Source organism: Luteolibacter algae (assembly GCF_042683045.1).
In the GTDB taxonomy this organism is placed as follows: Bacteria; Verrucomicrobiota; Verrucomicrobiia; order Verrucomicrobiales; family Akkermansiaceae; genus Luteolibacter; species Luteolibacter algae.
The window spans coordinates 80,690-97,579 of sequence record NZ_JBHUIT010000003.1 but is presented as its reverse complement, the minus strand read 5'-3'; the positions used below and the strand labels follow the sequence as shown (position 1 = coordinate 97,579).

Here is a 16,890-nt window from a genome sequence, read left to right as displayed (position 1 = left end):
AAACGCGAAACCGAACCCTACCTAACGAACTACTATCTATCATGAGTGTCGAAAACAACCTTCGCGAAATCTTTGGCGTGGACGAGCGTCCAGAGGCCTTCGATCAAGTATCCATCACCGTGGCATCTCCGGAAATCATCCGGTCCTGGTCAAAAGGTGAGGTGAAAAATCCTGAAACCATCAACTATCGGACCTTCAAGCCTGAAAAAGGCGGTCTGTTCTGTGAACGCATCTTCGGTCCTACCCGTGACTGGGAGTGTGCTTGCGGCAAATACAAGCGTATCAAACACAAGGGTGTCGTCTGCGATCGATGCGGCGTTGAGGTGACTCTATCACGTGTCCGTCGTGAGCGCATGGGCCATATTGAGCTCGCCGTTCCTGTTTCCCACATCTGGTTCTATAAATGTATGCCTTCCCGCATCGGCCTCATGCTCGACATGAGCGCCCGCCAGTTGGAACGCGTGATCTACTACGAGGACTATGTGGTGACCGATCAGGGCAACACAGCTCTTGAGCTTGGTCAGCTCCTCACAGAAGTAGAGCTTCGTGAGGCAGAGGACACCTATGGCGATGGCTCATTCAAAGCCATGATGGGTGCCGAGGCGATCATGGAACTCCTCAAACAAATCGATCTGGCCAAACTCGCCGTCGAATTGGAAGAGGAGCTTGCTACAACGAAATCGAAGCAGAATAAAAAGAAACTTTCGAAACGCCTCAAAATCACCCAAGGCTTCGCAGCATCCAACACTCGCCCTGAGTGGATGGTTCAGCTGGTGCTTCCTGTGATTCCACCGGATCTTCGACCACTTGTTCCGCTTGAGGGAGGACGTTTCGCGACTTCCGACCTGAACGACCTCTATCGTCGCGTCATCAACCGGAACAACCGTCTGAAGAACCTGCTTCTTCTCAAGACTCCGGAGGTCATTATCCGGAACGAGAAGCGTATGCTTCAGGAAGCGGTTGACGCTCTCTTCGATAATGGACGTCACGGACGTGCGGTTACCGGTGCCGGCAACCGTCCTCTCAAATCCCTTAGTGACATGCTCAAGGGTAAAGGTGGACGTTTCCGCCAGAACCTTCTCGGTAAGCGGGTCGATTACTCCGGCCGTTCGGTCATCGTTGTGGGCCCGGATCTTAAACTAGGTCAGTGCGGTCTGCCCAAGAAAATGGCTCTTACCCTGTTTGAGCCATTCATCATCCGTCGTCTGAAGGAGCTCGGTTACTGCCACACAGTCCGGTCTGCCAAGAAGATGATCGATCGGAAAACCACAGAGGTTTGGGATATTCTTGCGGAAGTAACCAAGGGACACCCGATTCTCCTCAACCGTGCTCCAACACTGCACCGTCTTTCCATTCAGGCATTCGAGCCTAAATTGATCGAGGGTTCCGCGATCCGCGTTCACCCACTTGTCTGCACAGCTTATAACGCTGACTTCGATGGTGACCAGATGGCTGTTCACGTTCCGCTGTCAATCGAGGCACAGATGGAGTGCCGTCAGCTGATGCTGGCTCCGAACAACATCTTCTCCCCTGCATCCGGACGCCCAATCACCGTTCCATCCCAGGATATCATTCTTGGAACCTACTATCTCACATGGGCCGGTATCCGGACCCAGTCAGATCGTGACAAGCAGGAACACCTTCCATTGTTCGAAAACTCATCCGAGGTAGAATTCGCAATTGCTTCCCGCAAGATCGACTACCATTCCTGGATCCGCATCCGGAATCAGGATTTCGGAAAGAAAACCGTCTATGGAGAGTCCGACCTCAAAGTCATCGAGACCACACCGGGCCGCGTTCGCTTCAACGAAATTTGGCCGGATGAACTGGGCTTCTACAACAAAACCGTAGGCAAGAAACAGATCGGAGATATCATCTGGCGCTGCACTCAGGCTGCCGGTAAGAAGAAAACTGTTGAGGTTCTCGATAAACTCAAAGCGCTTGGCTTCATGGAAGCAATGCGATCCGGTATTTCCATCGGTATCGTTGATATGCTCATCCCGGAGGAAAAACCTGAGGTCATTGCCAATGCCTACGCAGAGGTTGAAAAAGTCTCCAAGCAATACCGCAATGGTGTCATTACCAACGGCGAGCGCTATCAGAAAGTTGTCGATATCTGGACCCAGGCCACCGATACCATCGCGAATGCGCTTTATCGTAAGATCGAGCATAACGAAGGTAAGAAGAAGGCTTCTCCTCTCTTCATGATGGTCGATTCCGGTGCACGGGGTAACAAATCCCAGATCAAACAGCTTGGTGGTATGCGCGGACTGATGGCGAAGCCATCCGGCGAAATCATCGAACGCCCGATTATCTCGAACTTCCGCGAAGGTCTCTCCGTGTTGGAATACTTCATTTCCACTCACGGAGCCCGCAAAGGTCTTTCCGATACCGCACTCAAGACCGCAGACTCCGGATACATGACCCGCAAGCTCGTGGACGTGGCCCAGGATGTGATCGTTTTCCAGCAGGACTGTAATACAGCCAATGGAATCAGCGTCGAAGCGATCTATGACGGCGATGAGGAAGTGGCATCACTCTCCACACGTATCTACGGACGGGTCTCCTGCGAGCAGGTCAAGGATCCTGTCAGCGGTGATATCATCGTAAAAATCGATGATATCGTCACTGAGGCACAAGCAAATGCATTGGAGAAAATCGGTCACGAGAAACTCAAGATCCGTTCCGTGCTCACGTGTGAAGCCGATCGCGGTTGCTGTGCAAACTGCTATGGTCTTAACCTCGCAACAGGATTGCCGGTAAAAATTGGTGAAGCTGTTGGCATCATTGCCGCACAGTCCATCGGTGAGCCGGGAACACAGCTGACCATGCGGACTTTCCACGTCGGTGGTGTTGCCTCCGCAACCTTCAAACAGCCTACCATCAAAGCCCGGAATGCTGGACGTTTGGTCTATAAAGATCTGCGCGTTGTGCAGGATGCGGATGGAAACTGGGTTGCACTGAACAAGAATGGCTCGGTCTCGATTCGCGACAAAGGCGGTCTGGAACTGGAGAACCACCAGGTGATCATCGGTTCCGTGATTAAGGTCAAGGATGGTGAAGACGCCAAAAAAGGCGAAACCATTGTCGAATGGGATCCATACAACGTGCCGATTCTCACCGAGAAGCCCGGCAAGGTCGAGTTCCGCGATATGATTCTCGGGATCACCGTAGCTTCCGAGGTTGACAAGGAGACCGGTAAGAAGGGAACCATGGTCACCGAGCATAAGGAGGACCTCCATCCCCAGGTTTGCATCGCGAACGAGAAAACCGGTGAGGTGATCATCAGCTACTCGATTCCTGTCGGCGCCCACCTTTCGGTAAAAGAAGGTGATGTGATCACTGCGGGAACGCAGCTCGCCAAGACTCCGCGGAAAGTAGCACGCACCAAGGATATTACCGGTGGTCTTCCACGGGTGGCAGAGCTTTTCGAGGCTCGTAAACCTAAGGAATCCTGTGTGATCGCGAAGATCGAGGGTGATGTATCCTTCGGAGGCAATGTCCGCGGCAAGAAGAAGGTAATTGTTACCGATCCTCAAACCGGGGAAGAGATCGATCACCTTGTGCCAATGGGCAAACACGTCATCGTGACAGAAGGGGACCGTGTAAAACGCGGCGACCAAATCACCGAAGGCCCTGTTTCTCCTGAGGATCTTCTCGAGGCATGTGGTGCCACCGAACTCCAGGAACACCTGGTGAACGAAGTACAATCCGTTTACCGTGTGCAAGGTGTGGAGATCAATGACAAGCACATCGAGGTCATTGTTCGCCAGATGCTGCGGAAAATCAAAATTACCGATCCCGGCGATGCAGATCAGTTCCTCTGGGGCGATCAGGTCGAGCGCACTACCTTCAAGAAGGTCAACGCAGAGATCATCGCAAACGGTGGTAAGCCTGCTGAAGGCGAGCCTGTCCTGCTCGGTATCACAAAAGCATCCCTTGAGACTGATTCGTTCATCTCTGCTGCATCCTTCCAGGACACTACCCGTGTTCTTACCGAAGCTGCAACGCTTGGACGCATCGACTACTTGACCGGATTCAAGGAAAACGTGATCATGGGTCACCTGATTCCAGCAGGAACAGGATTCCATCATCACCGTGATTCCGAGTTCGAGTTCACAGTCGAAGAACCTGAGCCAATCATCGAGGAGCCAGAAGCTCTGGAGGACGAGGAAGATGTCGTTTCGGCATAATCCAGCTCTTTAAGTCATCAATCAAACCCCGTTCATCACAAGGTGGACGGGGTTTTTTGTGCAATTGTTCAGGGATGCAGACATCTTCCCGAGCGTATTGACCACGATCGCAAATTTTCAGGGCTGTGCATAAATTGTATTTACAATGTGCGGTCGAGTGCTAATCTTGTAGTCACATCGTAAAACTTATTGAAACTCCGGCGTAGCTGCTTATTCTCGCCTGAGAACTGTAGACAATCTAAAACGAAAAAACCTATGAAACCGCTAACTATCAAAAACCTAAAGAGGCCAGCGTCCTTAGGTAAACCCGCATTTGCGCTGGTTGTCACATTGTCGCTGATGATCCTGCTGACGATTATCGCCCTCGGCCTGCTGAGCTTATCCACAATTTCATTGCGATCATCTTCGAAGAATGACGCGATGATTGCCGCTAGATCGAATGCCAGAATGGCGATGATGATTGCAATTGGTCGCCTTCAGGCAGAGCTCGGTGCTGATCAGAGGATTTCGGCAAACGCCGCGATCACCGATGACAGCGACATCGCCAACCCGCAATATCTTGGCGTGTGGGATTCTTGGAAAGCAGGAGTCGAAACGAGTGGGAATGATGCCGCCAGCCATCATCAAACGATTGCTACTTCGGGGGCACCGATTGCGAATTCGATGCATCCCACTTACGAGGAGAACCGCGAGGATCATTTCCGTGAATGGTTGGTTTCCACAAGAGGTAATGCTAAAGATATCTCACTTCCTTCGACTAATGTCCCAAAGGTGGTATCCCCTAAGAAGGATTCAAAATCGGTTACGCTCGTTGGGACCGGGACTCTTGGTGAGGCAGCGGTTACACCCGAGAATGAGCATATCGCGGTGGAATTGGTCGACGTTTATGGTGACCCCGACAACACCAGCGATGTTACAGGTAGGTATGGTTTTTGGGTAGGTGACGAAAGTCAAAAGGCGCGTATCATGGCCGATGAATACGAACTCAAAGGTTCCTTGAACAAGGATGAGCAGGTTTTCAGAAATCAGTCTCCAGGCTCAACGGCGACTCGAATTTTTGCTGGATTAGAGAATGTTCCTGCTGCAGAGGAAGAATCATTCGAACGGGTTGCTACGTTCAATAGTTTAGAACGCATCGCAAGTGTGGATCGTGAGCAGCTTAAGGGGAGTTTCCTTCATGCTACGACTTACTCACTTAGTGTTCTTTCTGATGTCCGCTCTGGCGGTCTTAAAAAGGATCTGAGCACCTTACTTGATCAACCGATCAATCCGTCCCAGACCAGCGATGAATATATGTTGGCGCGCTTCAGTAGCGGGATTCAAGATGCGATACCAATTCAGGACCTGGCAAATTATTACCAATTGTATCGTAATTCAGACGCTGTAAAACTTGATACAAGAGGTTATAACGTTAAAAATATTGATTTTCTTGATGGTAGTAACCTTCCAAGAGAATCAACTAATATTTACCGCTCACCTGTAATCGTCAAACTACAGTTCGTAGTGAGTTTTGAGCTCCAAGATCGATCAACAGCGAGTGTTGGTAGCTCTAATCTAAGAACTTTCCCTGAGCTGAAAGGAACTCCAAATGAAGGAAGGAAAGGAACGTCGGTGACGCTTTCTGATGGAAATAAATATTATAACTTCGATCAATATCGTTTGCTCGGTGGTATCTCACCAGCGTTTACATTGTGGAACCCCTACAATGTGCCGCTTGTCCTCAAAAGTGGTGATGCGGAAGCAACCCAGCTGCGCCTTGATAACATGCCGATCTCTTTCAAATGGAAGAAAATCAGTGCTGAGACTGGATTGGAATATGAAACGGAAACTGCGTCTTCTCTAGCGGCAATTTCGGGCATTCAACGGGATAATTTCGGCGGATCAGATGCATCTTTTAGTGTCTTTTTAGGCGGGAGTTCTGACATTGTTTTCCAACCCGGAGAAGTTAGGGTGTTCTCATTAGCACCTGGGGCTCAGTTCAGTCAGATCAACGATTTGAATAAAAATTCTCGTAACCTCGTTCTGGTGCCAGGGTGGGACACTCGGAATTTCTTGAAAACCCGGAGCACGGTAGATGCTACCCGTAATAAAGATGGAGATGTCTTCGCTCCCAACACACGGAATGAAGTCACCTATAGAAATTCCGATATGCGGAATTTGGATTACTATGAAGAGCCAGACTATAATCAATTTAGATTGATTGATCAAAATCCACTGACTCAGGCATATCTTCGAAATACAGCGAAGGATGCTGGTTCTCGCGGTGCTGCGTTAACTTTCAGCCCGGGAGATGAGATCTTTGTTTCAGTCTTTCCTGATCAAGGTAGCGTCGGGCTGAACCAGGGTTCCGCGATGCGTATGTTGATGCGTCAGAGTAGTGTTTCAAAGGCGCAGCAGTGGGATCTTAATAATTATCTGTTCTCCTCCCCACGGGGTGGTTGGAAAAATAACTTCAATAAGCAGTTCATGCAAATAAGCTTTGAAGATCCGAATGCCGATTCGCTGGAAGATTCCGAGTCGATCACTTCTGCACAGTTAGCAGAGCCCTATCCGATGATCATTGTAAACATGATGGCAGGTGCTGAAGCGTATCAAGGGACAGCCTTCGGTGCATATGAAGGTCGTAAATTTCCTGCAAGACCGTTCCTTCACTCCACGCCCATTACTGGTGGCGTAGCTCTCGGCGGATTGGCTCCAAAGGATTTCTATCACCATGGATGGTCGTGGTGGGTCCAAAGACTTTCGGGTGGTTTGCCTACAAACCTAGGCACTGCTCCTGATAATCGTGGTTACTATGGAGGCGGCTACACGGCTTCCAACGGGACGACGAGAGTGGTGCAGCAAGAAATCCCCCTCGTCCCTCCAATTTCAATCGGTAGTTTGAGTCATGCTATTCTGGGTGGTATGTCTGTTGCTCAGGAGGCTTTGATTGGAGGAAACAACCTTGAATACTATCGTCAGGTTCGTGCGATCGGTCAAAGTGGTCTGTTCCCTCATATGGTTCAGGCGATAGGAAATTCGTATGCTTACCCGGAGATCGCTCCGGACCGGGCTACCGGCACGTGGCAAATGACTTATGATGTCGTTGCTGGTCCGACAAACGAGGTAATGGTTGATCAGTCGTATGTGGCCAATAAGGCGCTATGGGATGATTATTTCTTCTCATCTATTACCAATGGAGGAGGAACGGTAATGGGCAGCGGTAACGCTCAAGCTCGTGCTACCGCATTTTTTGACGGAACTACAAAACTCCCAAATACACGGATGGTTCCCTATACGGCCAATTTGCCGAGTGATGGAATCTCAGGGTTGTTTTCCACTACTGGTGCCATCGCGCCTGCGACTACAAAGGCTGTTCATCACCTTGCAGCTCATATGATGGTAGAAGGCGGATTCAACGTTAATTCAACTTCGGTGGAAGCATGGAAGGGATTGTTTTCGTCCATGAGGAAAAAGTCGGTGGCTTCTCTCCCGGAAACCGGGGGAAGCACCTTCGATTCTAACGAAATCGAGGATGGTGCCGTCTCCGGATTCTCGTTACCGGTGGGCGATCCAAGCTCTGCTCCTAGTAGTGCCTCGGACGAAAATCAATGGTTGGGACTTCGCGAATTAACTGAGAAGGAAATTGACGAATTATCTGAAGCTATGGTGGAACAGGTGAAGGAACGTGGTCCGTTTCTGTCCCTATCAGAATTTGTCAATCGTCGCTTGGATTCATCGAATAAGGACTTAGCGGTAAAAGGCGCTTTGCAAGCAGCATTAGATGACAATAGTGTAAGTATAAACGCAAATTTCCGACAAGCTGGACGTTCAATGTCGAGCGGGGAAAAAAGCTTTCATACACCTGAATTCCCTGAAGCCTTGGACGGGCCGATTTCATATGGAAGCGCCGCATATGTGGATCAGGCAGATGTCCTTCGCGGTCTGGCAGCACAATTAACTGTCAGGGGCGACACATTTGTGATAAGAGCATACGGAGATGCTTTGGACCCATCGGGTAATGTCACTGCTAGAGCTTGGTGCGAAGCTGTAGTCCAAAGAACACCTCAATATCTTGATCCAACGGATGAAGATTATGAAGAGTATGACAAATTGAATTCCTCTGCTAATAAGCAATATGGCCGTCGCATGCGGGTGGTTCAATTCCGATTCCTCAATCCTTCAGAAATTTAACCTTACTCAATCATACCTAAATCCATGACAAAATTCCGATCGTTGCTCTTACTTAGCTTCTACTCTTGTCTGGGTCTTCTTTCTGCTCAGGAGGGCCCAAGTATCACGGGGAAATTCCTAGTCTTTCCTAAGACTTCTGATCAGACTCCGATTAGCCTCATCGCAGGAGAAGGGGCGTTTGAAGAAATCAATCCAACGAGCGGTCGATTCACGAAGCCGATAAAAATGATCGGAATGAAGGAGTGGGTTGTTGGCAAGCCGGGGGTCGATGCGGAAGGTAAACCTACATTCGAGGTCTGGGGTCGTTGTGCTTCTTCCGGCGCCAAACACCAGTCAATTATCCTATTCCGTAAAGGTGAAACAAATGCGGATGGTTTTAGCATGTTAGCCTTTGATGATAACGAGTCCGGTTTTGGAAAGGGCAAATTCTTAGTGTTTAATGTAACAAATAAGGATGTCGGTGCCCAAATCGGAGATAAACGATTTCAGATAAAGCCAGCCGGAAAAGCTATAGTCGAAGCTAAAGGTGATATCGATAAGGGGCTCTGTTCATCTACTTTTGCCGTCAAACTTGATGGAGAATGGAAAGGGATCTTCAGTTCCAATTGGCCACTTTCTGATAACGCACGTGCGTTGATCTTTGTCTACGGGGATGCCAAAACAAAAAAATATACGGTCCACGCAGTTCGAGATTTCATCAATTAAAAGGACAACGTGCTCTCAAGACTCCGGCTTTTTCATGAAGGCCGGAGTTTTTTTATTCCCTATCGAGAGGATCCGGGCATCGGTCTCTAAGGCGGCAGCGGCTACAGTATTCTCCTAGAAACAGCTCATCTGCCCAATCCATTAGCGGGCGGATGTGCGTTAATTCATTGGTTAGGATGCCTGCTTCAAAATTCCGGCGGTCCGGATGTTTTGCACCGAGGCCTGCGCCGGTGAGATTGGCAGATGTGATGAATGCTTTGGTCCCATCAATGATTATTGCCTTGGTATGAACCCGGGGGCACAGGACTCTCTCGAAAAGATCGCTTTCGAGCAGGACCGGATAACGATCAAAATCCTTTCTGAATCTGGGACCGGGTTCCTTTGCATGGATCAAACGCACGGCGACACCATTCTCCACCAGCTCGGCCAGCAAGGCCAGAAATGGAAGCGATCTCTTGCCCCTGACCACATGCATATCCTTGATGTCGGCTGTGATGATCCAGAGAAATTTTTCGGCGGAATGGATTTCCCGATCAATGATGCGGCCGTAGATATCTTCGTTGAGGATGAGCTCGGTCATTGAAGGGCGATGGAAAGATTGTAGTGCCCCCCGCGAAAAATCCGCAGATCGCAAAGATTCAGTTTTTAGCCAACGATTGAATGAAGTTGGAAAAAAATACTTCTCCCTCCTTCAGAAGAGCAAGATCGATGAATTCATCTTTGGTGTGGGCTTGGTCGATGGAGCCGGGACCGAGACAGATTGATGGCAAACCGGCCGCCGATAGGTGGGCCGCATCCGAGAACCATGGAGCACCGGCGGGTAGGGTGCGGCTATCGGTTGCAAGAAGCTTCTGGATGTAAGGGTTGTCCACCCGGGTTTCCATCGGTGGATTTTCGTGGGCGCTGCCGATGGCTAGCGGTAACTTGAGTTCATCAATGATTTCCGTAAGAATCTTCAGTGCTCCGCCCGCTGCGTGTAGCGCAGGAGTCAGCCGGATGTCAATTTGGGCACTTGCCTGATTGGGCACGATGTTCGGGGCTGTTCCGCCCGTGATTGTGCCGATGTTCATTGTCGAGTGGCCAAGCACTGGGTGATCGTAGCCAGCGAGGACGGGAGCAAGGTTTTCCTGCAGAGTGACCAATGCCCCGCCGAGCTTCAATATGGCATTCTCGCCAAGGTGGGGCTGGGAAGCATGAGCGGAAACGCCCGTGGTGCTCAGTGTTGCCCAAAGAGAGCCTTTCGTTGTGTGGACAACCTGCATTGAAGTTGGCTCGCCGATGATTGCGAATTGATAATCCTTCGCATGATGCGCGGCGAAATGCTTGGAGCCATGCTGCGAGGCTTCCTCTCCCATGAACGCGATGAAATCCACCGCGATGGGCAGATCGCTTAGGATATTTTTGTTTGCCTTCAGTGCGGAGAGCATAGCGGCCATCGGACCCTTTGTATCAGATGCGCCTCGTCCCCAGACCTTGCCATCCCGGATCTCTCCGGAAAAAGGATCAATCGCCATATTTTCCACACTGACGGTATCCAGGTGTGGACCAAGCAGAATACGCGGGCGCCCATCGAGCGGAGCGAAGCGGGCAATAAGATTTGGCCGCTGGGGTGCGATTTCCTCCAGGATCACGTTTGCGCCGAAATCTGTGAGATAATCCGCGACAAATTCTGCGATCTTCTGCTCGTTCGTGATATCCGGCCGATCGGGGGTGTGCTCCGGATTGACGGATGGAATGCGTATGAGCTGTTGGAGGAGGAGCATGTCGAACCCTTACATTTCTCGCGTGGAAGTTCAACTTGCAAGGCGCGACAAGAATGCCTGCATCACCTCTGGGAACAAAAGTTGATCGAAACGATGGCTTTCCTTTTGTGGCTCTATCGGTAAGGACGGAAATTGCTCTTTTCACATTCACGCCGTTTCCATTTCATGGGTGAATGCATGGGCTGGTATTGGCGGGTGGCAAGGGGAGCCGTATGGGGCGGGAAAAAGGGTCATTGCTCCATCCGGATGGTAGGAGTTTTCTCAAAAGAACTGTAGATCTGCTTCGGGAAGTCGGTTGCGAACGGATCGTGGTATCTCTACGCGAGGGTCAGGCAATCCAAGAGAAAATCGATGGGGTCTGCTATGTCAGGGACTCCGGAAATGGGCCTCTGGACGGTATTATCGAAGGCTTGGTGCACCTGGAGGATGGGGGATGTATCGTCACCGCGTGCGATTTACCGGCTTTGGAAGTGGATATTTTCGAGGGGCTGTGCGGACATGAAGATCGGTTTGTGGTGTATCGCAGTGAGTTTGATGGCGGGCTGGAGCCATTGTGCGGATTCTATGGAAACGGCGCTCTGAACATCCTCGAAACAGCGAGAGAACGCGGCGAGTGGGGATTGCGAAGAATTTTATCCGAAAACGAGGTCAAAATCCTCGACCTCCCACGCCGGGGAGCGCTGCTGAATGTTAATCACAGAGAGGAATTCCGAGCATTTCTCGAAAAATCCCGGGATGATGGGGATGGCCGTGGCTACTTGTCCGAAGAGTAGATTTTCAAATCATCCACCACAACTTCCCGAGGGACGGATAAGCGAAGTGTTTCCTTTTTATCATGGGCGATCCCTTCCGAGGAGAAACTCACGACTTCTTTCCCGTCAATGGATGCCGTGGCGACATTGCCTTTGACCGTTACAAGTAGGGAATACCATTTTCCGGTTTTCAGGTCGATTGGGTTGTACTTGCGTTTGGTTTTGAGGATTTCCTGATCTTCCGGAGTGCTATTGCCGGCCTTTCTGCGGGCATAAATTTCGTTGGCCATCACCCCGGTTTTGAGATCAGTGATGCTGGCTTTGTTCCGGCTGATTTCCACTTTGAAGAGATGGCCGGCGTGGACTTCCTTGAAGGTAAGATCGGCAAAGTTGAGCCCGAGCATATCCTTCTCATTTTCCAGCATGAAACGGACTTCCACCGCGCCATCCTTGAAGCCCATTGGATGGGTGACGGAGACCGCGTGATCTGCAGTCGCGTGCATGTAAATATGCATCGTCCCGTCACGCAGATCGACTTGCTTGTTACCTCCGGCACGCCCCTCACTGTTGCTTGCCCAGCCATTGCCAATCTCTTCTTTGAACTCCTGGGATTCATTCCGGTTGAAATCGTCTTCGAAAAGAAGTTTGCCGTGTTCAGATGCCATGGCACTTGAGAAGGATGACAGCAGGAGGGCGGAGAGGAGTGTTTTTTTCATAAAATAGCAGGAATGACTGTGTCGGAAATTTGGCTTTTCCAAAAAAAAGCCACGATCTTTATCTGATACTTCCTTACTTGAACTGATTTCTCATAAATCATCGGAAATCATTTGAGGCGTTCGGTCAGGTGGTGTTCCGGGAAGACAGTTTTATGCAGAAAGGAAGCACTGCAGAACATATTATCCCCGATGTTTCCGTATTTTAAGTATCTAGGCACGACGCTGTGTCCAGTGGTTCTGATCTTTTCCGCATGTAAAAAGACCGAAGCTCCGCTGGTGGAGGTTAAGGACAATTCCATTCAGATTCAGGTGAGTCCGGAGCTGACCCGATCCATTGACGGGATCAGCAAGTTGGACCGGAAGCGCTATTTCGCGCTCGCGGATCATGGTGAGAATCTAGACAAGAGAGTGGGCTCCGATGAGCGTTTCGATGAGCTAACTGAAGACTTCGATATCAGCCTTGGTAGGATTCTCGGACCTGTGAAAGGCTATGTGAAAAATTCCAAAATCGTCCGCGAAGATACGGCGAGACCAGGCTATGTGGATCTTGAAAATCTGATCCGGGAGCTGGAAGAAAGGCGACAGCCGGATAGCGGGAAGCTCAAGGCCATCTTCGGCGAGAACATGAATATTGCGGCGCATGATCACCATAATGCTTACCCGGAATTTATGGGGAAATATGAGACCCCGGAATCGGCTCAAGAAGGCAGCCATGCACAATATATTCCGAAGGATATCGAAGCCGCGGCTGAGCTCAGCGCACGGATCTTGAAGCACGGATTCACTGATTTTACCCGTCCCGCTTACTACGAGTTGGTGAACGAGCCGCATTGGTCATTTTTCAAGGATCAACATCTGGCTGATTGGCATCTTGCCACAAAGCGGAAAGTCCATGAGCTCACGCCTGATGTCCAGGTCGGAGGGTTGTGCATGTCGGTCGCTTACTTTTATAAGGATTATTACAAAAATTGGTTGGGGATGAAGAGCTTCATCGACAATACCCGAGGCGAATTGGATTTCTATTCATTCCATGTTTACGATTATTACAGAAATCCTGAGGCAGGCAAGAATGCCACCCGGATCACCAGCGGCCTGCCGTTGGAAGGGGTGCTGGATCTCGTGAACAATTATGCGGTGAACACTTTCGGCAAGGAGCTCAAACTTGTGGTGAGTGAACACGGTGGCTACGCAAGCAAGCCTGGCGAAGATAAAATGGATTACGACGGGCAGTTTCTTGCCGATGAGCTTTATGACTCCCTCGTAGAGGAAAAAAAGGACGGATTCACCGGGGAGATGGAACGCCGGTCAATGATTCAGTGGCTACACGTTTCCAGTATTTTGGCGAACACTCTGACATTCATGGATCGTCCACAATCGGTGGTGAAATCGGTGCCCTTCATTCTGGCCAATACAGAAGCGTGGGATCCGAAGTATTACGCAAGTGTCTACACGCCGGAGGAATACGAAAAAGGGGCGGAGCTTCAGGCAAGTTTCCTCGCCTCGTTTTATAAATTGTTTGCGGGTATAGAGGGCCGTCGGGTGATCGCAGATAGTCCTGATCCTGATCTGCAGGTCCGAGCCTTTGCGGACGGAAAGAAGGTCTACACAATCGTAAACAACCTTTCGACCGTGGAACATCAAATCACCTTGAGCGGCTTGGAAGGCGCGAAGCATGAGGAGCGACGCATCAGCCGTGGGAAAAATATGTTGCCGTCCTACACCGTCAGTGAGCCGGAGACGGCAAAGGGCATTGTTCTTGGGAGCCGTGAAGTGATCGTCTATATCTCAACCTTTCCGGAGGAGGTAAAAGAGAAGTCCATAATCTTTGAGAAAGTTTTCTACGGTGACCGGATCACCCAGAAAATCGATGGGGAGAACCCTGTTGCCACGATCAAAGTGAAAGTGCCGGACGGCGGGAAAGCTCTGGATTCCATGTTGCGGATCGGAATCGATCGGGGAGTGAATTCCAGCTATTTTGTGAATGTTTCGATGAACCACATGCCCTTGAATGTTCCGCAGGAAGATTCCGCCACACGCTATGATGACAGTGATGACGGCTACGCATCGACGAAGTTGATCCCTATTCCAGCGGGTAAACTTGCGAAGGAAAATAACATTCTCATATCGTTCCCCGATGGTGGAGATGGGGCCGTTGGTTCTGCGGTAATCCGTGCGAGATTTTCCCAGCCGTCGGTGAAATAGCAACGATAACGGGATTTTCCCGTGGCGTGGAAAATGCTACCGTGGGTTATGGGCGAAATTCTCGAAACTCCGGCACTGATTGAAAAAATCATGATCTCAGAAGGTCATGATTTTCGGGGTCGGCATGGCTTGGGACGCATGAATTACGATGTCGTTTCCAAAGAGTCAGTGTCGTGTGTCGCCGGAAGAGGCATCGAAGGAGATCGGTATTTCGATTTCAAAGAGCATTTCAAAGGACAGATCACTTTCTTTTCAAAGCGGATCCTTGATGAATTGTCCGAAAAATTTGGAGAGATAGATCCTGCGGCGCTCCGGCGGAATATCATCGTCAGCGGGATGGATCTGGAAGCTCTGGTAGGAAGAAAATTCTCTCTACAGGGATTGGTCTTCGAAGGAAGTGAGGAATGCAAACCGTGCTATTGGATGGATCAAGCGGTGGGTGCCGGAGCGGAAGATTTTCTCAAAGGGAACTGTAGGGGCGGCCTGCGGGCGAGGATCCTCAGCAGCGGTGAGTTGCGGGTTTCCGTGCCGTAATTCTCATAAGCTGTGCAACATTTCTTTGGGGATTGAGTTTTTCAGGACACAGAGGCACTTTTCCTCCCACGTGATGACTGAAGAGATGGTTACAAATTTGGCGGCATATCGTTTTGTAGAACTTACGGAGCTGAAAGAGCTGCGTGAGGAGTTGCTGGCACTTTGCAAGGATTCCGGCTTGCGGGGAACGATTTTGCTAAGCGTGGAGGGGATCAATCTTTTTGTCGCGGGCTCCAAGGCGGCGGTGGACGGCCTCATGGCACGGTTACGTAAAATCCCCGGGTTGGAAGATTTCGAAGGGAAAGTCAGCGAAAGCGAGGATCAGCCATTCCGTAGGATGCTGGTCAGAATAAAAAAAGAGATCATTTCTTTTGGAGTGGAAGGCGTGGAACCCCGCCGGAAAACTTCTCCGAAGCTCCAAGCAAAAGAGCTCAAAAAGTGGTTGGACGAAGGGCGAAAGATCACCCTTCTGGACACGCGGAATGATTACGAGGTGAAGCTGGGAACCTTCAAAGGAGCTATCGTGCCGGATATCCATACCTTCCGGGAGTTTCCGAAAGCTGTGCGCGAGCTACCGGATGAGATGAAGGAGGAAACGGTGGTCATGTTCTGCACGGGTGGGATCCGCTGTGAAAAAGCCGGTCCGTTCATGGAGATGGAAGGCTTCAAGAATATCTACCAGCTGGACGGAGGTATTCTGAAATATTTCGAGGAATGCGGTGGAGATCATTACGATGGCGAGTGTTTCGTTTTTGATCAAAGAGTGGGCGTCGATCCCGCGCTGAAGGAAACAGATAGTGCCGTTTGCTATGCCTGCCAGGCACCATTGGATGCGGAAGATCAGGAAGATGTGCGTTATGTGGCCGGAAAAATCTGCCCGTATTGCTTCAAATCGGAACCGGAAAAAATGCTGGAGAGAATTCATGAAGCGCAGGCAAAACTCGATGAAGTGTGCGAGGTCCTACCTGGTTCCACTCCCCGGGAGAACCGCAGGCCTGTCAATGTTTCCGCAAAATATGACAAATGGACCCTGGGCGATGTCTTGGTGGATCAATTCCCACAGATTCCGCGTGAGGAGTGGGAGCAAAGATGCGCGGCAGGTCGCTTCATAAGCTATGGCGGAAAGGTCCGGGGAATGGATCATATCGTCCGGGCGGGAGAGCGGATTTTACAGATCTTTCCTCCGGCAATTGAGCCTGATGTCGCCCGTAATATAAGGATCATCTACGACGACGAAGCATTTGTCATGGTTGAAAAGCCGGCTCCATTGCCGATGCATGCGAGTGGCCGCTATCATCGCAATACGCTCCAATACTTGATGAATCAGGTCTACGAGCCGAAGTTTTTGCGGCCTGTGCATCGTCTGGACGCGAATACAGCTGGCCTGGTGCTCTTCGCCAGAACCCGCCATTTTTGCAGATTGCTGCAACGTCAGTTTATCGAAGGAAAAGTGGATAAGATCTACCGTGTGCGGATCCAGGGTCACCCGGAATGGGACGAAAAGATATGTGAAGCAGCCATTTCCTCCGAGCCAGCCGGACCGGGAGGTAGAATCATTGATGATGAGGACGGTCTGGAGGCTAGAACCGATTTCAGTGTGAAAGAACGCTGCGAAGATGGCACCAGTCTACTGGAAGCAAAGCTCGGCAGCGGCCGCACAAACCAGATCCGCGTGCATCTGTGGGAGCTGGGCTTTCCGGTAGTGGGAGACCCTTGCTACCTGTCCGGAGGCAAGATGGGGGATAAGCAGACACTGGAGGTGGGCGATCCACCACTGGAATTGGAGGCATGGAAACTTGCTTTCACGCACCCGATCACGGGCCAAAGGATGGCTTTTGAGCACAAAGCGTGA

General features: G+C 50.5%; 10 protein-coding genes. 7 read left to right on the top strand and 3 right to left on the bottom strand.

The window, feature by feature from the left end; translation table 11 throughout:
• Positions 1-41 precede the first annotated feature (41 nt).
• The 3 genes from rpoC to ACFSSA_RS04720 all read left to right on the top strand — a co-directional run bounded on the left by rpoC (position 42) and on the right by ACFSSA_RS04720 (position 9,071).
• Entirely contained in the window at positions 42-4,193 is a 4,152-nt protein-coding gene (rpoC, locus tag ACFSSA_RS04730) for a DNA-directed RNA polymerase subunit beta' (protein WP_386818811.1), read from the top strand.
• A gap of 255 nt (positions 4,194-4,448) precedes the next feature.
• Positions 4,449-8,366, top strand: a complete 3,918-nt coding sequence (locus tag ACFSSA_RS04725) for a hypothetical protein (RefSeq protein ID WP_386818809.1) — start codon at positions 4,449-4,451, stop codon at positions 8,364-8,366.
• 24 nt (positions 8,367-8,390) lie between these two features.
• The gene (locus ACFSSA_RS04720; protein ID WP_386818807.1) at positions 8,391-9,071 is read left to right on the top strand and encodes a hypothetical protein; all 681 of its coding nucleotides are present in this window, start codon (positions 8,391-8,393) and stop codon (positions 9,069-9,071) included.
• 52 nt (positions 9,072-9,123) lie between these two features.
• Here the strand turns inward: ACFSSA_RS04720 and ACFSSA_RS04715 are convergent, their stop codons facing one another.
• A complete protein-coding gene (locus ACFSSA_RS04715) occupies positions 9,124-9,651 on the bottom strand; it encodes a phospholipase D-like domain-containing protein (protein WP_386818805.1) in 528 nt (175 codons plus the stop codon).
• 58 nt (positions 9,652-9,709) lie between these two features.
• Positions 9,710-10,834, bottom strand: coding sequence for a M20 family metallopeptidase (locus ACFSSA_RS04710; protein WP_386818804.1), 1,125 nt, complete (start codon positions 10,832-10,834; stop codon positions 9,710-9,712).
• A gap of 173 nt (positions 10,835-11,007) precedes the next feature.
• On the opposite strand from ACFSSA_RS04710, the gene mobA reads away from it, so the two are divergent.
• Positions 11,008-11,607, top strand: a complete 600-nt coding sequence (mobA, locus tag ACFSSA_RS04705) for a molybdenum cofactor guanylyltransferase (RefSeq protein WP_386818802.1) — start codon at positions 11,008-11,010, stop codon at positions 11,605-11,607.
• On the opposite strand, the gene ACFSSA_RS04700 is transcribed toward mobA, so the two are convergent.
• The gene (locus ACFSSA_RS04700; RefSeq protein WP_386818800.1) at positions 11,589-12,302 is read right to left on the bottom strand and encodes a 3-keto-alpha-glucoside-1,2-lyase-like domain-containing protein; all 714 of its coding nucleotides are present in this window, start codon (positions 12,300-12,302) and stop codon (positions 11,589-11,591) included. The two genes, mobA and ACFSSA_RS04700, sit on opposite strands and share 19 nt — an antisense overlap.
• A 189-nt stretch (positions 12,303-12,491) precedes the next feature.
• Between ACFSSA_RS04700 and ACFSSA_RS04695 the strand changes: the two genes are divergently transcribed.
• From ACFSSA_RS04695 to ACFSSA_RS04685, 3 genes are all read left to right on the top strand, one after another.
• Positions 12,492-14,504, top strand: a complete 2,013-nt coding sequence (locus ACFSSA_RS04695; protein ID WP_386818798.1) for a beta-agarase — start codon at positions 12,492-12,494, stop codon at positions 14,502-14,504.
• A 48-nt stretch (positions 14,505-14,552) separates the two neighbouring features.
• Positions 14,553-15,038 (top strand): MOSC domain-containing protein, encoded by a 486-nt coding sequence (locus ACFSSA_RS04690; RefSeq protein ID WP_386818797.1) that lies wholly within the window; start codon positions 14,553-14,555, stop codon positions 15,036-15,038.
• 73 nt (positions 15,039-15,111) lie between these two features.
• Complete coding sequence (locus ACFSSA_RS04685) at positions 15,112-16,890, top strand: sulfurtransferase (protein ID WP_386819251.1); 1,779 nt, start codon at positions 15,112-15,114, stop codon at positions 16,888-16,890.